This window comes from Devosia sp. LC5 (assembly GCF_000735585.1).
Lineage (GTDB): Bacteria > Pseudomonadota > Alphaproteobacteria > Rhizobiales > Devosiaceae > Devosia.
In genome coordinates, this window is the sequence record NZ_JNNO01000012.1 from 262,940 (window position 1) to 279,888 (window position 16,949).

General features: G+C 61.5%; 19 protein-coding genes. 14 read left to right on the forward strand and 5 right to left on the reverse strand.

Features of this window, described 5'->3' with window-relative positions; genetic code table 11:
• Window positions 1-4: 4 nt before the first annotated feature.
• Entirely contained in the window at window positions 5-424 is a 420-nt protein-coding gene (locus FF80_RS08750) for a hypothetical protein (protein ID WP_035099314.1), read from the forward strand.
• Here the strand turns inward: FF80_RS08750 and FF80_RS08755 are convergent.
• From FF80_RS08755 to FF80_RS08765, 3 genes are all read right to left on the reverse strand, one after another.
• A complete protein-coding gene (locus FF80_RS08755) occupies window positions 421-1,245 on the reverse strand; it encodes a sugar phosphate isomerase/epimerase family protein (protein WP_035099315.1) in 825 nt (274 codons plus the stop codon). The genes FF80_RS08750 and FF80_RS08755 overlap by 4 nt on opposite strands.
• Window positions 1,245-2,414: a dihydrodipicolinate synthase family protein gene (locus FF80_RS08760; protein WP_035099317.1), complete on the reverse strand. Its 1,170-nt coding sequence runs from the start codon at window positions 2,412-2,414 to the stop codon at window positions 1,245-1,247. The genes FF80_RS08755 and FF80_RS08760 overlap by 1 nt, the downstream gene beginning before the upstream one ends.
• A gap of 169 nt (window positions 2,415-2,583) precedes the next feature.
• Window positions 2,584-3,735 carry a Gfo/Idh/MocA family oxidoreductase gene (locus FF80_RS08765; protein ID WP_035099319.1) on the reverse strand — a complete coding sequence of 384 codons (1,152 nt, stop codon included), beginning with the start codon at window positions 3,733-3,735 and terminating at the stop codon, window positions 2,584-2,586.
• 211 nt (window positions 3,736-3,946) lie between these two features.
• Here FF80_RS08765 and FF80_RS08770 point away from each other — a divergent pair, with 211 nt between their 5' ends.
• The 11 genes from FF80_RS08770 (at window position 3,947) to FF80_RS08820 (ending at window position 14,096) form a co-directional block, all read left to right on the forward strand.
• The gene (locus FF80_RS08770; RefSeq protein WP_035099320.1) at window positions 3,947-4,609 is read left to right on the forward strand and encodes a TetR/AcrR family transcriptional regulator; all 663 of its coding nucleotides are present in this window, start codon (window positions 3,947-3,949) and stop codon (window positions 4,607-4,609) included.
• Window positions 4,610-4,863: 254 nt separating this feature from the next.
• Window positions 4,864-6,156, forward strand: coding sequence for an extracellular solute-binding protein (locus FF80_RS08775; RefSeq protein ID WP_035099322.1), 1,293 nt, complete (start codon window positions 4,864-4,866; stop codon window positions 6,154-6,156).
• 63 nt (window positions 6,157-6,219) lie between these two features.
• Window positions 6,220-7,509, forward strand: a complete 1,290-nt coding sequence (locus tag FF80_RS08780) for an extracellular solute-binding protein (RefSeq protein ID WP_035099324.1) — start codon at window positions 6,220-6,222, stop codon at window positions 7,507-7,509.
• 2 nt (window positions 7,510-7,511) lie between these two features.
• On the forward strand, window positions 7,512-8,453 hold the full coding sequence (locus tag FF80_RS08785) for a sugar ABC transporter permease (protein ID WP_052153328.1): 942 nt from the start codon (window positions 7,512-7,514) through the stop codon (window positions 8,451-8,453).
• Between the two features lie 34 nt (window positions 8,454-8,487).
• The gene (locus FF80_RS08790) at window positions 8,488-9,333 is read left to right on the forward strand and encodes a carbohydrate ABC transporter permease (protein WP_152558318.1); all 846 of its coding nucleotides are present in this window, start codon (window positions 8,488-8,490) and stop codon (window positions 9,331-9,333) included.
• Between the two features lie 4 nt (window positions 9,334-9,337).
• Complete coding sequence (locus tag FF80_RS08795; RefSeq protein ID WP_035099330.1) at window positions 9,338-10,357, forward strand: Gfo/Idh/MocA family oxidoreductase; 1,020 nt, start codon at window positions 9,338-9,340, stop codon at window positions 10,355-10,357.
• A complete protein-coding gene (locus tag FF80_RS08800) occupies window positions 10,354-11,439 on the forward strand; it encodes a Gfo/Idh/MocA family oxidoreductase (RefSeq protein ID WP_035099331.1) in 1,086 nt (361 codons plus the stop codon). Before FF80_RS08795 ends, FF80_RS08800 begins: the two co-directional genes overlap by 4 nt.
• Window positions 11,440-11,450: 11 nt before the next feature.
• A complete protein-coding gene (ugpC, locus tag FF80_RS08805; protein ID WP_035099333.1) occupies window positions 11,451-12,509 on the forward strand; it encodes a sn-glycerol-3-phosphate ABC transporter ATP-binding protein UgpC in 1,059 nt (352 codons plus the stop codon).
• Between the two features lie 387 nt (window positions 12,510-12,896).
• Window positions 12,897-13,235, forward strand: coding sequence for a metalloregulator ArsR/SmtB family transcription factor (locus FF80_RS08810; RefSeq protein ID WP_035099337.1), 339 nt, complete (start codon window positions 12,897-12,899; stop codon window positions 13,233-13,235).
• Window positions 13,232-13,651, forward strand: a complete 420-nt coding sequence (locus tag FF80_RS08815) for an SRPBCC domain-containing protein (RefSeq protein ID WP_035099339.1) — start codon at window positions 13,232-13,234, stop codon at window positions 13,649-13,651. The genes FF80_RS08810 and FF80_RS08815 overlap by 4 nt, the downstream gene beginning before the upstream one ends.
• 22 nt (window positions 13,652-13,673) lie before the next feature.
• Window positions 13,674-14,096, forward strand: a complete 423-nt coding sequence (locus FF80_RS08820; RefSeq protein ID WP_035099340.1) for a DUF1801 domain-containing protein — start codon at window positions 13,674-13,676, stop codon at window positions 14,094-14,096.
• Here FF80_RS08820 and FF80_RS08825 read toward each other — a convergent pair.
• Both FF80_RS08825 and FF80_RS08830 read right to left on the reverse strand, forming a co-directional pair.
• Entirely contained in the window at window positions 14,093-14,557 is a 465-nt protein-coding gene (locus FF80_RS08825; RefSeq protein ID WP_035099342.1) for a glutathione peroxidase, read from the reverse strand. The two genes, FF80_RS08820 and FF80_RS08825, sit on opposite strands and share 4 nt — an antisense overlap.
• Entirely contained in the window at window positions 14,520-15,098 is a 579-nt protein-coding gene (locus tag FF80_RS08830) for a hypothetical protein (protein WP_152558309.1), read from the reverse strand. Before FF80_RS08830 ends, FF80_RS08825 begins: the two co-directional genes overlap by 38 nt.
• A 263-nt stretch (window positions 15,099-15,361) precedes the next feature.
• On the opposite strand from FF80_RS08830, the gene FF80_RS08835 reads away from it, so the two are divergent.
• Both FF80_RS08835 and FF80_RS08840 read left to right on the forward strand, forming a co-directional pair.
• Window positions 15,362-16,342 carry a hypothetical protein gene (locus tag FF80_RS08835; protein WP_035099345.1) on the forward strand — a complete coding sequence of 327 codons (981 nt, stop codon included), beginning with the start codon at window positions 15,362-15,364 and terminating at the stop codon, window positions 16,340-16,342.
• Window positions 16,343-16,425: 83 nt separating this feature from the next.
• Entirely contained in the window at window positions 16,426-16,899 is a 474-nt protein-coding gene (locus tag FF80_RS08840; protein ID WP_152558310.1) for a hypothetical protein, read from the forward strand.
• Window positions 16,900-16,949: the final 50 nt, after the last annotated feature.

A 16,949-nucleotide genomic window follows, 5' to 3' on the forward strand; every position in this document is an offset into this window, starting at 1 on the left:
ACCCATGCAATTTCTAAATACTAGCCTTGTCGCCGGCCTGCTCTTGGCCAGCTCCATCCCCGCTTTCGCCCAGGATGCAGCGCCCGCCGAGGGTGAGGCAGCCCTTGCCGCCGATCCGAGCGGCGATTTCGTTGATGAATACGGCACCTCGTTCAGCTTCACCCTTTGCGGCGACAGCGGTACCGACCTTTGCGGTGTGCTGACCAATCTCGAGGGTGAATCGGCCACCGAGGAAAACCTGGCCTTTGTCGGCAAGCAGGTGATGCAGGCCCAGCAAACCGCTCCCAATGAATGGAAGGGTTCGCTGAGCGCCGGCGGGCTGACAGCCGATGCCACCATTACCCAGACCGGCCCCGATACGATCGAAATCCAGGGCTGCCGCGCCGGCATTTTGTGCCAGACGCTGGCCTATAACCGGGTCTAGCAGACCGTAGCGACGCGGTCCTTGATCACGGCGAGAACCTCGTCGCCGGGGCGTTTCCACCAATTGTCGGCGGAGAAGATTTCCACTTCCTGCGGCCCGAAAAACCCGGCATCTTCAATCATTTGGCGGATGCCAGGCAGGTCGATGACGCCGTCGCCCATCATGCCGCGATCGAGCAGCATGTCCTTGGTGGGCACCAGCCAATCGCAGATATGGTGGGCGAAAATCCGGTTCATGCGGCCGGCGCGGGCGATGGCCTGGGCCAGCCTTGGGTCCCACCAGACGTGGTAGACGTCGATGGCGACGCCGACGGTTTCGCCCAGCGTTTCGCAGATATCGAGCGCCTGATCGATCGTGTTCACGCAGGCGCGGTCGGCGGCATACATGGGGTGCAGCGGCTCAATGGCAATTCTGACGCCCGAGGCCTTGGCATGGGGCAGCATGGCGGCGATGCCGTCGCTGACCATTTGCCGCGCGCCCGTTAAGTCCTTGGAACTCCCCGGTAATCCGCCGACGACCAGCACGAGGCAATCGGCATTGAGCGCGGCTGCTTCATCGATCGCCCGCAAATTATCGTCGATATTGGCCTGCCGTCCGGCAGCACTTTCGGCCGGGAACATGCCGCCGCGGCAGACGCCGGTGACCTGGATCTTGTTGTCGCGCACAATGCGGGCGGCTTCGTCCAGGCCAATGGCGGCGATCTGGTCGCGCCAGGGGGAAATGGCGGTGATTCCGGCCTTGAGGCACCCGTCCACGGCTTCCTTGAAGCCCCAGACCTGACGGGTAGTGGCCAGGTTCAAAGAGATAGCACGCTGGGTCATTACGCTAACACACTGTTGACGTTGAGAACCGCTTTCATGCGTGAAACCGCCAATTCAGGGTCACTCAAAACCCGCGCCTTGTCGGCGAGGCGGAACAGCTGCGCGAGATGCTGCACCGAGCGGGTTGATTGCTGCCCGCCGATCATCTGGAAATGGTTCTGCAGCCCATTGAGATAGGCGAGGAAGACCACGCCGGTTTTGTAGAACCGGGTGGGGGCTGCAAAGATATGCCGGCTGAGCGGCACGGTGGGTTCGAGCAGGTCGAAGAATTCATTGGTATTGCCACGGCCCAAGGCGGCCAGGCCCGCCGAGGCGGCCGGGGCGATGGCGTCGAAAATGCCGAGCAGGGCGTGGGAATAGCCAGCATCGTCGCCGGCGATCAGTTCGGCATAGTTGAAATCGTCCCCGGTATACATCTTGACCGAAGCGGGCAGGCGGCGGCGCATGTCGATTTCCTTTTCCGCCGAGAGCAGGGAAATCTTGATGCCATCGACCTTGTCGGCATGAGCGGCAATCACGTCGAGGCAGACATCCATGGCCTCTTCATGGCTGCCCTTGCCCCAATAGCCGGCCAGCGCCGGATCGAACATTTCGCCCAGCCAATGCATGATGACGGGTTGCTTGACCTGGCTGAGGATGCGGCCATAGACCTTGGCGTAATCGTCGGGCGACTTGGCCGACGCAGCCAGCGCACGTGATGCCATCAGGATGATCTGTCCGCCTTCGCCTTCGACAAAGCCGACCTGTTCTTCATAGGCCTTGATGATGGTGTCGATGCTGACATCGGGGCCGGGGGCCAGGTGGTCGGTGCCTGCGCCATAGGCGATCAGGCTATCGTCGCGCGTACGGGCCTCGGCCTGAGCGCGGCGGATCAATTCCTGCGCCTCGGCCCAGCCCAGGCCCATGCCGCGCTGGGCGGTATCCATGGCTTCGGCAACGCCGAGCCCGAGGTCCCAAAGGCGATGGCGGAATTTGAGGGTCGTGTCCCAATCGATGGCGGGTGTGAGCCATGGATCGTTATTGGCCAGCGGATCGGCCACCACATGGGCGGCGGCGTAAGCGATGCGCGGGAAATCAGTGGCCTTGTGGCGGACAAAGGGGATGGGCTCCCCGGTGAGAGTGTAGGGCGTGATGGAGCGGTCTGGATTGGGCAGGTTGATGCTGGTCATTTTTCCTCAAAGCCTCAACAAACGCGGTGTCACCCCGGCGCAGGCCGGGGTCCATGCTGTGTTCCCTCCCAGCATTCGATGTCGCTGAAGGTCTTCAGCATGGATTCCGGCCTGCGCCGGAATGACATCGAGGTTGTGAGGGGCCGGGTGAGGGGGCCTTTGGCCCCTCCTAGAAATCCAGCTTCGGCACGTCGAGCCAGCGGCGTTCGGCCCAGCTTTTGAGGCCGAGTTCGGCCAGTTGCACGCCCTTGGCTCCGGCTTCGAGGCCATATTCCCATGGCGCGTCTTCGGCGACGTGCTTCAAGAACATTTCCCACTGCGCCTTGAAGCCATTCTGGGCCGGCCAATTGTCCGGCACTTCTTCCCAATCGTTGAAGAAGTTCATGGTCTGGGGCTGGTCGGGATTCCATACCGGCTTGGGCGTGTTGACGCGATGCTGGCTCCAGCATTTGTGCAGCCCTGCAACGGCTGAACCGTGGGTGCCATCGACATGGAAGGTCACCAGATCATCGCGGCGAACGCGGGTCGTCCAGCTCGAATTGATCTGGGCGATCACCCCGCCTTCCAGCTCGAACGTGGCATAGGCCGCGTCATCGGTATCGGCCTTGTAGCGGTTGCCCTTCTCGTCGACGCGCTCGGGAATATGCGTGGCGCCCAGGCACGAGACGGCCTTGACCTCGCCGAACAGGTTATCGAGCACATAGCGCCAGTGGCACAGCATATCGAGAATGATGCCGCCGCCATCGGCCTTGCGATAGTTCCAGGAGGGGCGCTGGGCGGGCTGCCAATCGCCCTCGAACACCCAATAACCAAACTCGCCGCGCACGGAGAGAATGTCGCCAAAGAAGCCGGAGTCGCGCAGCATCTTGAGCTTCATCAGGCCTGGCAGGAACAGCTTGTCCTGCACCACGCCATGCTTGAGGCCCGAGGCGCGGGCGGTTTTGGCGAGGTTGACGGCAATCTCGAGGGAATCGCTGGTCGGCTTTTCGCAATAGACATGCTTGCCGGCAGCCAATGCCTTTTCGATCAGGCTGGCGCGCATCAGCGTGGTGCCGGCATCGAAGAAGACTGTGTCATCGGGATTGGCCAGGGCCGCGTCGAGATCGGAACTCCAGCGGGCAATATTGTGCTTCCTGGCCAGCCGCTCGATCTTGTCGGCATCGCGGCCGACGATGATGGGGTCAACGATCAGCCGGTCGCCATTGGAGAGCGCAATACCGCCCTGGTCGCGAATGGCCAGGATCGAGCGCACCAGGTGCTGATTGTAACCCATGCGGCCGGTCACGCCATGCATGATCAGCCCAAGCCGTTGTTCCGCCATCCGAAAATCCTCCCAATCAGGCATTCTGTGTAACTGTTTAGTTACTTAGGTACACGCGGTGCCGGCCTGCCGTCAAGATGGCATTGTGCGATTGCGGGGGCGTATCGCGGTGCGGGCTGCTGGGCCCGGCCTTTACCCCAAGGGCTGGCGCTGCTATCTGAAGAGTTCAAGGCAAGCCGGGGTAACCGGCCCGTTCACACAGCGAGGCTCCATGGATCAGCGGCTGACACAGCCGGCGCCGCCAGCCAAGCGGACGCGCAATTCGAGCAAGACCAAGGCCGACATCCTGGTCGCGGGGCGTGCCGAATTTGCCGAGCGCGGCTTCGAGGGCGCCCGGGTGGATGCCATTGCCGAGCGCGCCGGGGCCAATAAGCGGCTGCTCTATCATTATTTCGGCAACAAGGAAGATCTCTACCGGGCGGTGCTGCTCGACGCCTATCAGGAGATCCGGCGCGGCGAACGGGCGCTGAGCCTGGATCAATTCGGCCCGGTCGACGCCATGGACCGGCTGGTGCGCTTCACCTTCCGCCATTTCCTTGCCAATCCCTGGTTTCCGCGCCTGCTGGGCACGGAAAATATCGAGAATGCCAGGTTTCTCAAAACCTTGCCCGATATCCAGGCACTGCATTCTCCGCTCGTCGGGCAGATCACCACCATCCTGCAGCGTGGCGCCGAGGCGGGGATTTTCCGCCGTGACGTGGATGCGGTGCAGCTCTATATCTCCATCGCAGCTTTGGGTTTTTTCTACGTGTCCAACATGGCGACGCTCTCGGTGATCTTCGCCCGCGACCTGGGTGGGGTGGCCATGCTGCAGGAGCGCGAGGCGCAGGCCGTGCAGATGGTGCTCGACTATCTGCGCACCCAACCCAGCTGACACCAGACGGCCGCAAATTCCCGCAAATTATTTGCTGTAGCGGCGGCAGCCGCCTCACGAAACATTGCGCAAATGCGCTATTTCCTTGACCTTTCATCCGCTTTATTCTTCCATACAAGAACGGCGCGGTGTGACTTGACTTCGGACCGAGACTGACACAGTGTTGTAACTAGTTGGTTATTTAGCGACGGGGAGGTCGCTAGCGACGTTTCGCCCGCAGGACGGGCGTTATCTGCATCATGGGAGGAAAGAACATGACACTTCGATTCGACAGACGGCAGTTTCTGCTCGGCAGTTCCGCGCTGGTCGCCGCTGGCGCCGCCGGCGTAATGCCGGCCTGGGCCCAGGCCGCCAATCTGCGCCTGACCTTCTGGGGCGGCCAGGCCCGCGCCGACCGCACCTATGGGGTGACCGACCTTTATGAGGCGGCCAATCCCGGCACCACGATTGAAGGCGAATTCCTGGCCTGGAACGATTACTGGCCCAAGCTGGCCACCCAGACCGCGGGCGGCAACGCGCCCGACGTGATCCAGATGGATTACCGCTACATCGTCGAATATGCCAAGCGCAATGCCATTGCCCCGCTTGACGAATTTGTCGGCGGCGCACTCAAGCTGGACGGTTTTGACCAAGACCAGCTCGAAGGCGGCAAGGTCGATGGCAAGCTCTACGGCATTTCGCTGGGCGCCAATTCGGTGGCAGCTCTGGTCAATACCGCAGCCTTCGAGGAAGCCGGCGTAGAAGTGCCGACCAATGCCTGGACCTATGACGATCTGATGACGCTCGGCGAGGCCTTCAACTCGGCCAATATCCGTGGCGGCATGAAGGTGATCGCCGACGGCTCCTATTCCGAACCCATGCTCGACAATTGGCTGCGTCAGCGCGGCAAGGCGCTCTATACCGCCGATGGCAAGCTAGGCTTCGACGAGGCCGATGCCGTGGAATGGTATACGCTGTGGAACAAGCTGCGCGATGCCGGTGTCTGCGTCACCGCAGAAAACCAGGCCATCGATACGGGCGCAGTGGAAACCACCATGCTGGTCATGGGCAAGGCGGCCATCATGCCGTCCAACTCCAACCAGCTGGTCGGCTACCAGGCCATCATGCAGGACAAGCTCGGCATGATCGGCTATCCGCGTATCGCGGCCGGCGTCGGTGGCGGTCACTACCGCAAGCCGTCCATGTTCTTCTCGGTTGCCGGCGCTTCGGCCAACAAGGAAGGCGCCGCTGCCTTCCTCAGCTATTTCGTCAATGATCCGGAAGCCGCCAAGCTGCTGGGCGTCGAACGCGGCATTCCCTGCATCGCGGCAACCCGCGATGTGGTGGCGCCGACCCTGGACGAGCAGAACCAGCTGGCGCTGAACTTCGTGGCCAATCTGGGCGATCTGCTCGGGCCTCTGCCGCCACCTCCGCCAGCTTCGGCTGGTGAAATCGACGCCTCCCTGATCCGTACCCTGGGCCAGGAAGTCGGCTTTGGCGCCAAGACGCCCGAGCAGGCTGGTCCCGAACTGATCAGCGGCGCCAACGCCATTCTCAGCCGGTCCTGATAACCGGTTTCGCCGCGCGCCCTTTTGGCGCGCGGCATTTTTATAAGCCTATGGAGTTTCATCATGGTATCGGTCGCCAGCAGACGGCAATTTCTCTTGGCCGGTTCGGCCCTTGTGGCGGCAAGTGGTCTGGGTGGGTTGCCCGCCTTCGCCCAGGATACCAGGCTCCGGCTGATATTCTGGGGCGGGCAGGCCCGCGCCGACCGCACCTATGGGGTGACCGATCTTTATACCGGCACCCATCCCGGCCTTGCCATCGAGGGCGAATTTCTGGGCTGGGCCGATTATTGGCCTAAACTGGCCACCCAGACCGCGGGCGGCAATGCGCCCGATATCATGCAGATGGATTACCGCTATATCGGGGAATATGCCCGTCGCGGCACCTTGGCCCCGCTCGACCAATATGTCGGCGCCGGGCTCGATATCGCCTCGATCGACGCGGACCAGCTGCAGAACGGTACCATTGACGGCAAGCTGATCGGCATCAGCCTGGGCGTTGCTGCGGGCGCCGCCGTCTACAATACCAAGGCGCTGGCCGATGCCGGCATCGAGATCGATCCCATGGGCTGGACCTATGATGATCTGCTGACCAAGGGCGCGGCCTTTGCCGACAGCACGGGCGGAGCCATGGCTTTGGCGCCCGATGGCAGCGGCGTCGAGTTGCTGTTCGAGAACTGGCTGCGCCAGCAGGGCAAGGCGCTCTATACCGCCGAAGGCCAGCCCGCCTTTGCCGCCGAAGACGTGACCGCCTGGTTCAAGCTCTGGGCCGAGTTGCGCCAGGCGCGCGCCATTGTCAGCCCCGACGAGCAGGCCATCGATGTGGGCAAGCTCGAAACCTCGCCTTTGGTGCGCGGCAAGGCGGCGATGAATTTCACCACCTCCAACCAGCTCGTCGCCTATCAGACGCTGGTGCCCGATCCGCTGGGGATCGCCATCTATCCGGCGACCAAGGCTGGCTCGACCGGCGGGCATTATCGCAATTCCTCGCAATATTTCGCCATTTCAGCCGGCTCGGCCGCGCCCGAACAGGCGGTGGAATTCATCAATTTCTTCGTCAATTCACCCGAGGCGGCAGCGCTACTCGGCGTCGAGCGCGGCGTGCCGGCGTCATCGGCCATGCGGGCGGCTTTAGCGCCATCGCTGGACGAACGCAGCCAGCAGGCGGTACGCTATATCGACCAATTGGGCGCCATTGCCGGCCCCGTGCCGCCGACCCCGCCGGCCGCGGCCGGGGAAATCGAAGTGGCGCTCAAGACCAAGAGCCAGGAAGTGGGTTTCGGCATGCAATCGCCTGAAGACGCCGGCCCCGCCTTTTTCGACGAAGTCGTCGCCACCCTCGCGCGGGCAGCCTGATCATGACGGTTCACTCAACCATCGCCACACCGATCGAGCAGGCGCAACGCCCCTCGGTCTGGTCGCGCATCTGGCAGAATGATGCGCCGGGCTATCTGTTCCTCCTGCCCTGGTTCATCGGCTTTTTCGGCCTGACCATCGGGCCGATGATCACCTCCTTCTATCTCAGCTTCACCAATTTCGACCTGTTGCAGGCGCCCCAATGGGTGGGCGCCAGCAATTATGTCCGCATGTTCACCGCCGATCCGAAATTCTCGGCCTCGATGCGGGTAACGCTGTTCTTCGTGATTTTCTCGGTGCCGCTCAAGCTGGCCTTCGCCTTGGCCGTGGCCATGCTGCTCAATCGCGGCATCAAGGGGCTGCCCATGTATCGGGCGCTGTTCTATCTGCCCAGCCTGCTCGGGGCTTCGGTGGCCATCGCCATCCTGTGGCGGCAGATCTTTGCCGGGGACGGACTGGTCAACAAGCTCCTCGCCCTGTTCGGCATCATTGGCCCGAGCTGGATTTCCAATCCCAATTATTCGCTATGGACGCTGATTATCCTATCCATCTGGCAGTTCGGTTCGCCGATGATCATTTTCCTGGCTGGGCTCCGCCAGATTCCGCAGGATATGTATGAAGCGGCCAGCCTCGATGGTGCCAGCAAATGGCGGCAATTCGTCAAGATCACGCTGCCGCTGCTGACCCCGGTCGTGTTCTTCAACGCTATCATCCAGACCATCGAGGCGTTCAAGAGCTTCACCCCCGCCTTCATCATTTCGGGCGGCACCGGCAATCCGATCAATTCGACGCTGTTCTACACGCTCTATCTCTACCAGGAGGCCTTCGGCTTCTTCCGCATGGGCTATGCTTCGGCTCTGGCCTGGGTATTGCTGGCACTGGTCGGGTTGTTCACGGCGTTCTCCTTCCTCACCTCCAAATACTGGGTGCACTATGACGATTAATGCCCCCGCCAAATTGACCGTGGTGACCGAGGGCATGCCCTCGCCGCTCCGTCGCCGCACCACCTCGATCATCGTCCATGTGCTGCTGATCGGCGCATCCATCCTGATGCTCTATCCGCTGCTCTGGCTGCTGGCCGCCTCGTTCCGGCCAGAAAACGAGATCTTCACCTCGGCCAGCATCTGGCCCTCCTCGTGGAGTCTGGATGCCTATTTCCGCGGCTGGAATGGGTTGCGCACCGGCTTTGGCACCTTCTATCTCAACAGCTTCATCATTTCGGGCCTGTCGGTGATCGGCAATGTGCTGGCCTGTTCCATGGCGGCTTTCGCCTTCGCGCGACTGAATTTCAAGTACAAGAACTTCTGGTTCGCCATGATGCTGATGACCCTGATGCTGCCCTATCAGGTGACGCTCATTCCCCAATATGTGCTGTTCCGCCAGCTCGGCTGGGTCAATACCTTCCTGCCTTTGGTCGTGCCCAAATTCCTCGCCGCTGACGGCTTCTTCATCTTCCTCATGGTGCAGTTCTTCCGCGGCCTGCCCAAGGAGTTGGACGAGGCGGCGCAAATGGATGGCTGCTCGCCCTGGCGCATCTATTGGCGCATCATCATTCCGCTCTCCATGCCCGTGCTGGCGACCGCCGCCATCTTCACCTTCATCTGGACCTGGGACGATTTCTTCGGGCCGCTGATCTATCTGGGCGAAATGCGCCAATATACGGTCATGCTGGGCCTGCGCACCTTCACCGACTCGACCGGGGAAAGCGATTATGGCGGGCTGTTCGCCATGTCGGCGCTCTCCCTTGTGCCGATCTTCCTGTTCTTCCTCTTCTTCCAGCGCTTGCTCATTGAAGGCATCGCCACCACCGGTATGAAACGCTAGGCTCATGACTGACATCAAATTTGCCGCCATCGGCATCAATCACGCCCATATCTACGGCCAGGTGGAATGCCTCAAGCGCGCGGGGGGCCTCTTCGTGGCCTTCCATGCGGTGGAAGACGATCTGGCTGCCACCTTCTCGGAAAAATTCCCCGAGGCGCGGCGCGTTGCCGACCCCAAGGAAATCCTTGAGGATGCTTCGATCGCCGTGATCACCACGGCCGCCATTCCCGCCGACCGCGCCGCCATCTCCCTGGCCGCCATGCGGGCCGGCAAGGATGTACTCTCCGACAAGCCCGGCATGACCACCTTTGCCCAGCTCGAAGAAATCAAACAGGTGCAGAAGGAAACCGGCCGCATCTATAGCGTGCTCTATTCCGAGCATTTCGAGGTCAAGGCCACGGTCGAAGCGGGCAATCTGGTGGCACAGGGCGCCATCGGCAAGGTGATCAATACTATCGGCATGGGGCCGCACTCGCTGCGCCTCAACAACCGGCCGGAATGGTTCTTCACCCGCAATCGCTATGGCGGCATCCTGACCGATATTGCCAGCCACCAGTTCGAACAATTCCTGTTCTTCTCGGACGCCATGGACGCCGAAGTGGTCTCGGCCAGCGTCGCCAATCGCGGCCACCCCGACAAGCCGGGCCTCCAGGATGTGGGCGATGTGCACCTCAAGGCCGATGGCACGTCGGGCTATATCCGCGTCGACTGGTTCACCCCCGAGGGCCTGCCCACCTGGGGCGACGGGCGCCTGACGATTCTGGGCACCGAAGGCTATATCGAGCTGCGCAAATATATCGACATTGCTGGCCGCCCGGGCACCGATCACCTGTTTATCGTCAACAAGGATGGCCCCCGCCATATCGATTGCTCGAGCACGGATCTCCCCTTCGGCCGGCAATTCCTCGACGACGTGCGCAACCGGACTGAAACCGCCATGCCGCAGGAGCGGTGCTTCAACGCCATGAAACTGGCACTGACCGCCCAGCAATTGGCCGAGCGCGGCACGGAGTGGGCACAATGAGCCGGGTTTTCAACGTCGCCATTGTCGGCGTCGGCATTGGCCGCAGTCATCTGGTCGAGGGCTATGTGCCCAATGCGGACAAATACAAGGTGCTGGCCCTCTGCGATCTCAATGTCGAGCGCATGACGCCCATCGCCGATGAATTCAACGTCGAGCGCCGCATCACCGATTTTGACGACATCCTGGCCATGGACGATATCGACATTATCGATATCTGCACCCCGCCCGGCCTGCACTATCCCATGGTCATGGCGGCGCTGAAGGCCGGCAAGCATGTGATCTGCGAAAAGCCGCTGGTCGGCTCGCTCGCCCAGGTCGATGAAGTGATTGCCCAGGAGAAAATCTCCAAGGGCAAGCTGATGCCTGTGTTCCAATATCGCTTCGGCGATGGCATCGAGCAGGCCAAGGCCATTATCGATGCCGGGATTGCCGGCAAGCCCTTTGTCGGCACGGTGGAAACCATGTGGCGCCGCGGCCCCGATTATTATGAAGTGCCCTGGCGCGGCAAATGGGCCACGGAATTGGGCGGCGTGCTGATGACCCACGCCATCCACCAGCATGACCTGTTCACCTATCTCATGGGCGACGTGAAGCGCCTGTTTGGCCGGGTCGCCACCCGCGTCAATGCCATTGAAGTGGAAGACTGCGTCACCGCCAGCCTCGAGCTGGAAAACGGCGCTTTGGGCAGCTTTACCGCCACGCTTGGCGCGGCCGAGGAAATTACCCGCCTGTTCCTCACCTTCGAGAATGTCACCTTCGAAAGCGATTACGAGGCCTATAATCCCGGGGCCAAGCCGTGGCGCATCCAGCCGCGCAATCCCGAGACGGCGGCGAAAATCGAGGCCCTGCTCAAGGACTGGCAGCATGTGCCCTCGCGCTTTGAAACGCAGATGGCTCGCTTCCACGCGGCGCTGCTGGACGAGGCGCCGATGCCGGTGACCTCGGCGGATTCGCGCCGGGCACTCGAGCTCGTCACCGCCTTCTACCATTCCTCGACCACCCACGAAGATGTGGCCCTGCCCATCGCGTCCGACCATCCGCGTTACCAGAGCTGGGTTCCGCCCCAGTTCCGCGCCGCCTGAGGAGACAATCCATGTCGACAAATATCGAGCTGCGCAAACTCGTCAAAGCCTATGGCGATATCGAGGTGATCCACGGCATCGACCTGACCATCAATCCGGGTGACTTCACCGTGTTTGTCGGTCCGTCCGGCTGCGGTAAATCCACCCTGCTGCGCATGATCGCCGGCCTCGAGCCGATCACCGGGGGAGACCTGTTGATCGACGGCCAGCGCATGAACGAAGTGCCGGCCGCCAAGCGCGGCATCGCCATGGTGTTCCAATCCTATGCGCTTTACCCGCATATGAATGTCTACCAGAACCTGGCTTTTGGCCTGGAAACCGCCAAGACCCCCAAGGCCGAGATCAAGGAACGGGTGCAGCGCGCCGCCGAAATCCTGCAGATCGTGCCGCTGCTCCAGCGCAAACCCAAGCAGCTTTCGGGTGGCCAGCGCCAGCGCGTCGCCATCGGCCGCGCCATCGTGCGCGAGCCCAAGATCTTCCTGTTCGATGAACCGCTGTCCAATCTCGATGCCGAACTGCGCGTGCAGATGCGCGTCGAGATCGCCAAGCTGCACAATGATCTGGGAAACACCATGATCTATGTGACGCACGATCAGGTCGAGGCCATGACCATGGCCGACAAGATCGTGGTGCTGCGCAATGGCGTCATCGAGCAGGCCGGCGCCCCGCTCGAGCTGTACAATAATCCGCGCAACCTGTTCGTTGCCGGCTTTATCGGCTCGCCCAAGATGAACTTTTTGGCCGCCAAAGCCGAAGGCAGCGGCCTCAATACGGCCGGCAATAGCGTGGCCCTGCCGCGCAATGTGGCTGGCGCAACCACGCTGGGCATCCGCCCCGAGCATATCACCCTGGCCGATGGCTCGGGCGTCAAGCTGGCCGAGGTCAAGGTGGACCTGGTGGAAAGCCTGGGCGGCCAGACCGTGGTCTACGCCACCACTGCCGACAAGCAGTCCATGACCATCGTGCTCGAAGGCCAGCGGCAGGTGGAACTGGGCTCGACGGTGACAGTGCATGCGGATCCGTCGCGGGTTCATTTGTTCGATGCGCAGGGCGATGTGATCCTGGGGTAGTGGGGCCATCCAGCTCTCCGTGAGGAGAGTGTCCGGCTTGTCTAAAACGCCTTCATCCGCAAGCTAGACGTATCGGCTCTCGCCCTCCCTCCCCCTAGAGGGGAGGGCCGGGGTGGGGGTCGTTGCGGCTCTTGCGCTAAAGCTCGTGGACCCCCACCCTCAATCCCTCCCATCAAGGGGGAGGCGTATCGTGGCTCTCCGCCTCATCGCAAAACCCCCGGTAGACCTGATCCTGAGCATGTCGAAGGACGAGGCCGTGGCACCCTGCCTTCACTCACCCGCCCTCGTGGTTCGACAGGCCCACCGTGAGGTCTCCCTGCACCCGCGAACCATCCCTTGACTCATTCATACCTATCCAGCTATACATAAACCCATAGCCCACGAGGTATGGATTTGTCGCAACCAACACCAGCGCCGGATGTGATCTTCAGAACGCTCGCCGATCCGACGCGGCGGGCGCTGTTTGAGCGTTTGTGCCGCGAAGGCGAGATCACCGTGGGGGCGCTGACCGCCAAGGCGGGGGTATCGCAGCCGGTGGTGTCGCGGCATCTGGGCGTGCTGAAACAGGCCGGGCTGGTGCGCGATCGCCATGCGGGCCGGCAGACCCATTATCGCGCGCTGCCGGGGGCATTGGCGCCCCTGGTCGATTGGACCAGCGAAATGGCCAGCTTTTGGGACGGCCGGTTTGATGCGCTCGAAAACCTGCTCGACAGGATGGACCAATGACCACGCCTCCCATTCGCACCGTCGTGCTTGAACGCGAATTCGCCGCGCCGCCGGAAAAAATCTGGCGCGCGCTGACCCAGCCGCATCTGCTCGAGGAATGGCTGATGCGGACCGATTTTGAGCCGGTCAAAGGCCGGAAATTCACCCTGCGCAACCAGCCCCGGCCCGATGTCAGCGTGGTCATCGACTGCCAGGTGCTGGCGATCGAAGAGCGCAAGACCCTGTCCTATAGCTGGGATGCCTTCGGGCTGGAAAGCGTCGTGACCTTCACGCTGGAGCCGACGCCGGCGGGCACCAGGCTGCGCATGGAACAGACCGGTTTCCGGCCGGATCAGGACCTGGCCTTCAAAGGCGCGCAGGCGGCCTGGAAGCAGTTCACAGCCCGGCTTGACGCGCTGCTGGCGCGGATCGATTGACCCCATAACAAGGAGAAAGCTCATGGCTACCAGCAAGAAGAAGACCTTTTCGGATGCCGAACTGGAGGCGATGCAGGACGCCAAGGTCGAGCGCAGGAAGGGCAAGAAAGCCGATGGCGAGGCGGACCTGGTGGCCAAGGTCGCCGAAATGAATGACAGCGACCGCGCCATCGCCGAGCGCCTGCGTGTGCTGGTGCGCGAGAATGCCCCTGAGCTCTCCCCCAAGACCTGGTATGGCATGCCGGCCTGGGCCAATGGCGCGGGCAAGGTCGTGTGCTTTTTCACCGCCGCCGGTAAATTCGACAGCCGCTATGCCAGCTTCGGCTTCAACGAGGCCGCCAAGCTCGATGATGGCATGATGTGGCCCACCGCCTTCGCCATCACCAGGCTGACGCCAGCCGACGAGGACAAGCTCGCCACGCTGATCAGGCAGGCCGCCAGCTAGAGCTGCTTTTCCACCTCCGGCACGAGATCGGCGGGCAGGACATCGGGCGCGAAGCGCGCGGCGACCTGGCCGTCGCGGCCGATGAGGAATTTGGCGAAGTTCCACTCGATATCGCCGGGATGCTCGCTCTTGAGCCAGGTATAGAGCGGGCTTTCGCCTGATCCATTGACCTCGAGCTTGGCAAACAGCGGGAAGCTCACGTCATAGGTGAGCGAGCAGAATTCGGCGATCTCCTCGGCCGTGCCCGGCTCCTGCCCCATGAACTGGTTGCAGGGAAAGCCCAGCACGACGAGGCCCTGATCCCTATAGCGCCGATAGAGCGCCTCCAGCCCCTCATATTGCGGGGTCAGCCCGCATTTGCTGGCGGTATTGACGATCAGCACGGGCCGGCCGGCATAGGCGGCAAACGGCTGGGGCGTGCCATCAAGCAGGGGGAGGGTGAAATCGGCAAGCTGGGTCATCAAAATATCCGGAACGAGTCGCCTGCCAGCATAGCGGTTCGCGCGCGGCGCGAGAAGGCGCGCCAAGGCGCCGGCCGGCGCGGGAGGGAGGCAGTTCAAAACCTGAATGTCGATTCGGCCTAGCGATTGTGGAATTGCTCGATGCGCTTGGCAAGTTTTGGCGCAGATCGGCCATTCTGGCCTTATAGGCAGCATAAGCGGGATCGGCATGCGGCGCCGCGGCGGCGACCAGTTTGGGCCGCAGCCGCTGCACCGGCAGAACCGGATCGCCCACCACTTTCCAGACAAAGGCATTGAGCTCCCCGCGCCACTCGGCATTGACCGCCTCCCAGGCATCGAGCCCGGCCAGCGCCTGGCCGAGCTGGGTCAGCAGGCCCCCATGATCCGGCGCCGCCATGGGCAGAACATCACCCAAGCCGAGAAAGACCTGCGCATCACGCAACAGCGCCTCGGCCACACTGATCGTCTGCCCGGAAACCGGCGCCTGCGCCCGCCGCGCCGCCACGGCGGCAATCTGGGCATGCAGCGCCGTCAGCCGCAACCAAAGCGCCTCATGGCGCGCAGCCAGGGCATGGGTAACACGGGGCGGTTTTTTGGGCTGGGACAAGGTGAGATCTCCTGATGCGGCGGGATGCCGGACAGGAGAGGGTAAGGCGGGGTGGATGGGCGGGGATTAGTTTTTTGGGGTTCTCTGGTCAATGGATGATGCAAATGCCGTGGATTCACAAGCCAGGTTGCGACCTCGTACTGGCGAGTAGCGATGTTCACCCGTATCTTCCAAATTAACAGGTAGGAGAATCGGGCATGGCAAAGACAACGATCCAATATCGGCAGCTGAAGACTGAAGATTTGTTTGAAGGCATTCAGTTGAAGCCAATGGTCGTGGACGTTTTGCGTCGGCGGGGATGGGCCGACAGCGCCAAGCAGAGGATACTGGACCTAGATCAGGATGGAAGTGCCGTTATTCTGAACAAGTTACTGCCGCCAGATCAATGGGACAAATCGGTCTTCGCCGGCCAGTTGATCCACGTGCAGGCCGGCGCTGATGTGCATGCTGTGATGCAGTCGCTCGATGACGACACAGCCGAATACGTTCTCCGAAGCCTAAATGTCGCCGATCAGGCACGGGTGCTTAAAGGTGTGCTGTACTTTGCCGTGGTAGACAACCATGTCGGTCTAATAGAGGGGCAACAGGTTCGCGGACGTCTATTGGAACGATATCTCACCGCACTTTTGCAAAAGGCCGGCGAACTAGAGCCCGGCGATGCCATCATCCTCAATGGCAAGTTTATGGCTGGCGACGGAAAGGAACTTGACGCTTCGACCGAGGTTACAGTGGCCGCTAAGCCTAATCGAGGCGGCGATGAAGGAGCCGTCCGAATTGCGGAGCGGGAGGCCGCTGAAGCTCGAGATCACGGGTCAACGGTGTTCGACGTGCTGCGCACGCTTGGTTGGAGTGCAGAGGCCGTTGAGAGCCTCAGGTCGGAAGTCCCCGACGATGGCTGGATCGAAGGCTTCTTCAAGGTATTCATCAAACGGAAGACGCGCGCCAAAAAACCAATATCGCGTGCCACCATCAACGAAGCACTGCGGAATGTCGACGCTGCCGATCTTGGATTGCGAGGCAACGGCAGTGAGAAAAATGGTATCGTAAAACTATCCGTGCAACGGGCCGTGCAGACAAACAACTCGCTTTTAGACCCTGCGGATGCTATGGAACAGATTGTGAACGCACTTCGGGAATGGGCAGAAGCAGGTAAGATAGATTGTCGCTTCGACCCCTAGAAATAGGTGCAATTTTCGCTGCTGCCACTGCTAGCAGCGTGCTAGGTCCTGGCACAATTTCTTCTGATGCCGGGCGTGTTCTAGTGACATTTCTAGGATTGGTTGCCGCGAGCGTTCTCCCCACCATCACTCTGCTGATTAACAGCATGACGCCCAATGGTCGCTCAGTTTACAGCATAAACAGGCTGGATGAGGAACTTCGAGCAGCGATGGACGCTCTCTTTCTGCTTTTCGGAGGAGTATGTATCGCGGTCATGGCGCTAGTCGCGCTTGCGATACCTTCTCCAGCGGTGTTTGATATCGTGCCGCATCTATCTTCGGAAGTGCTGCCGCGAGGCGGGCAAGCAATAATTGGTGGAGCGACCGCGCTTATTCTTTGGCGAATAGGTCAGATCCCGGGCATTCTACGACGTACTCTAAAAGTTCGACATGAGGCCGCCCTGGAAGAGGCAAAGTTGAAACTAGCGGCCAATGCGCCGGACGCGGGCGCGATAGGAAAAGCGTTTGCCACTCACCCCGACTTCGGAAAACCTGCGCGCAAGGAAGAAACGGGCTAGTGCAGCGCTCCCAAAGGACCGAGCTGCATTTCGAGAGAGATTGGCATTTA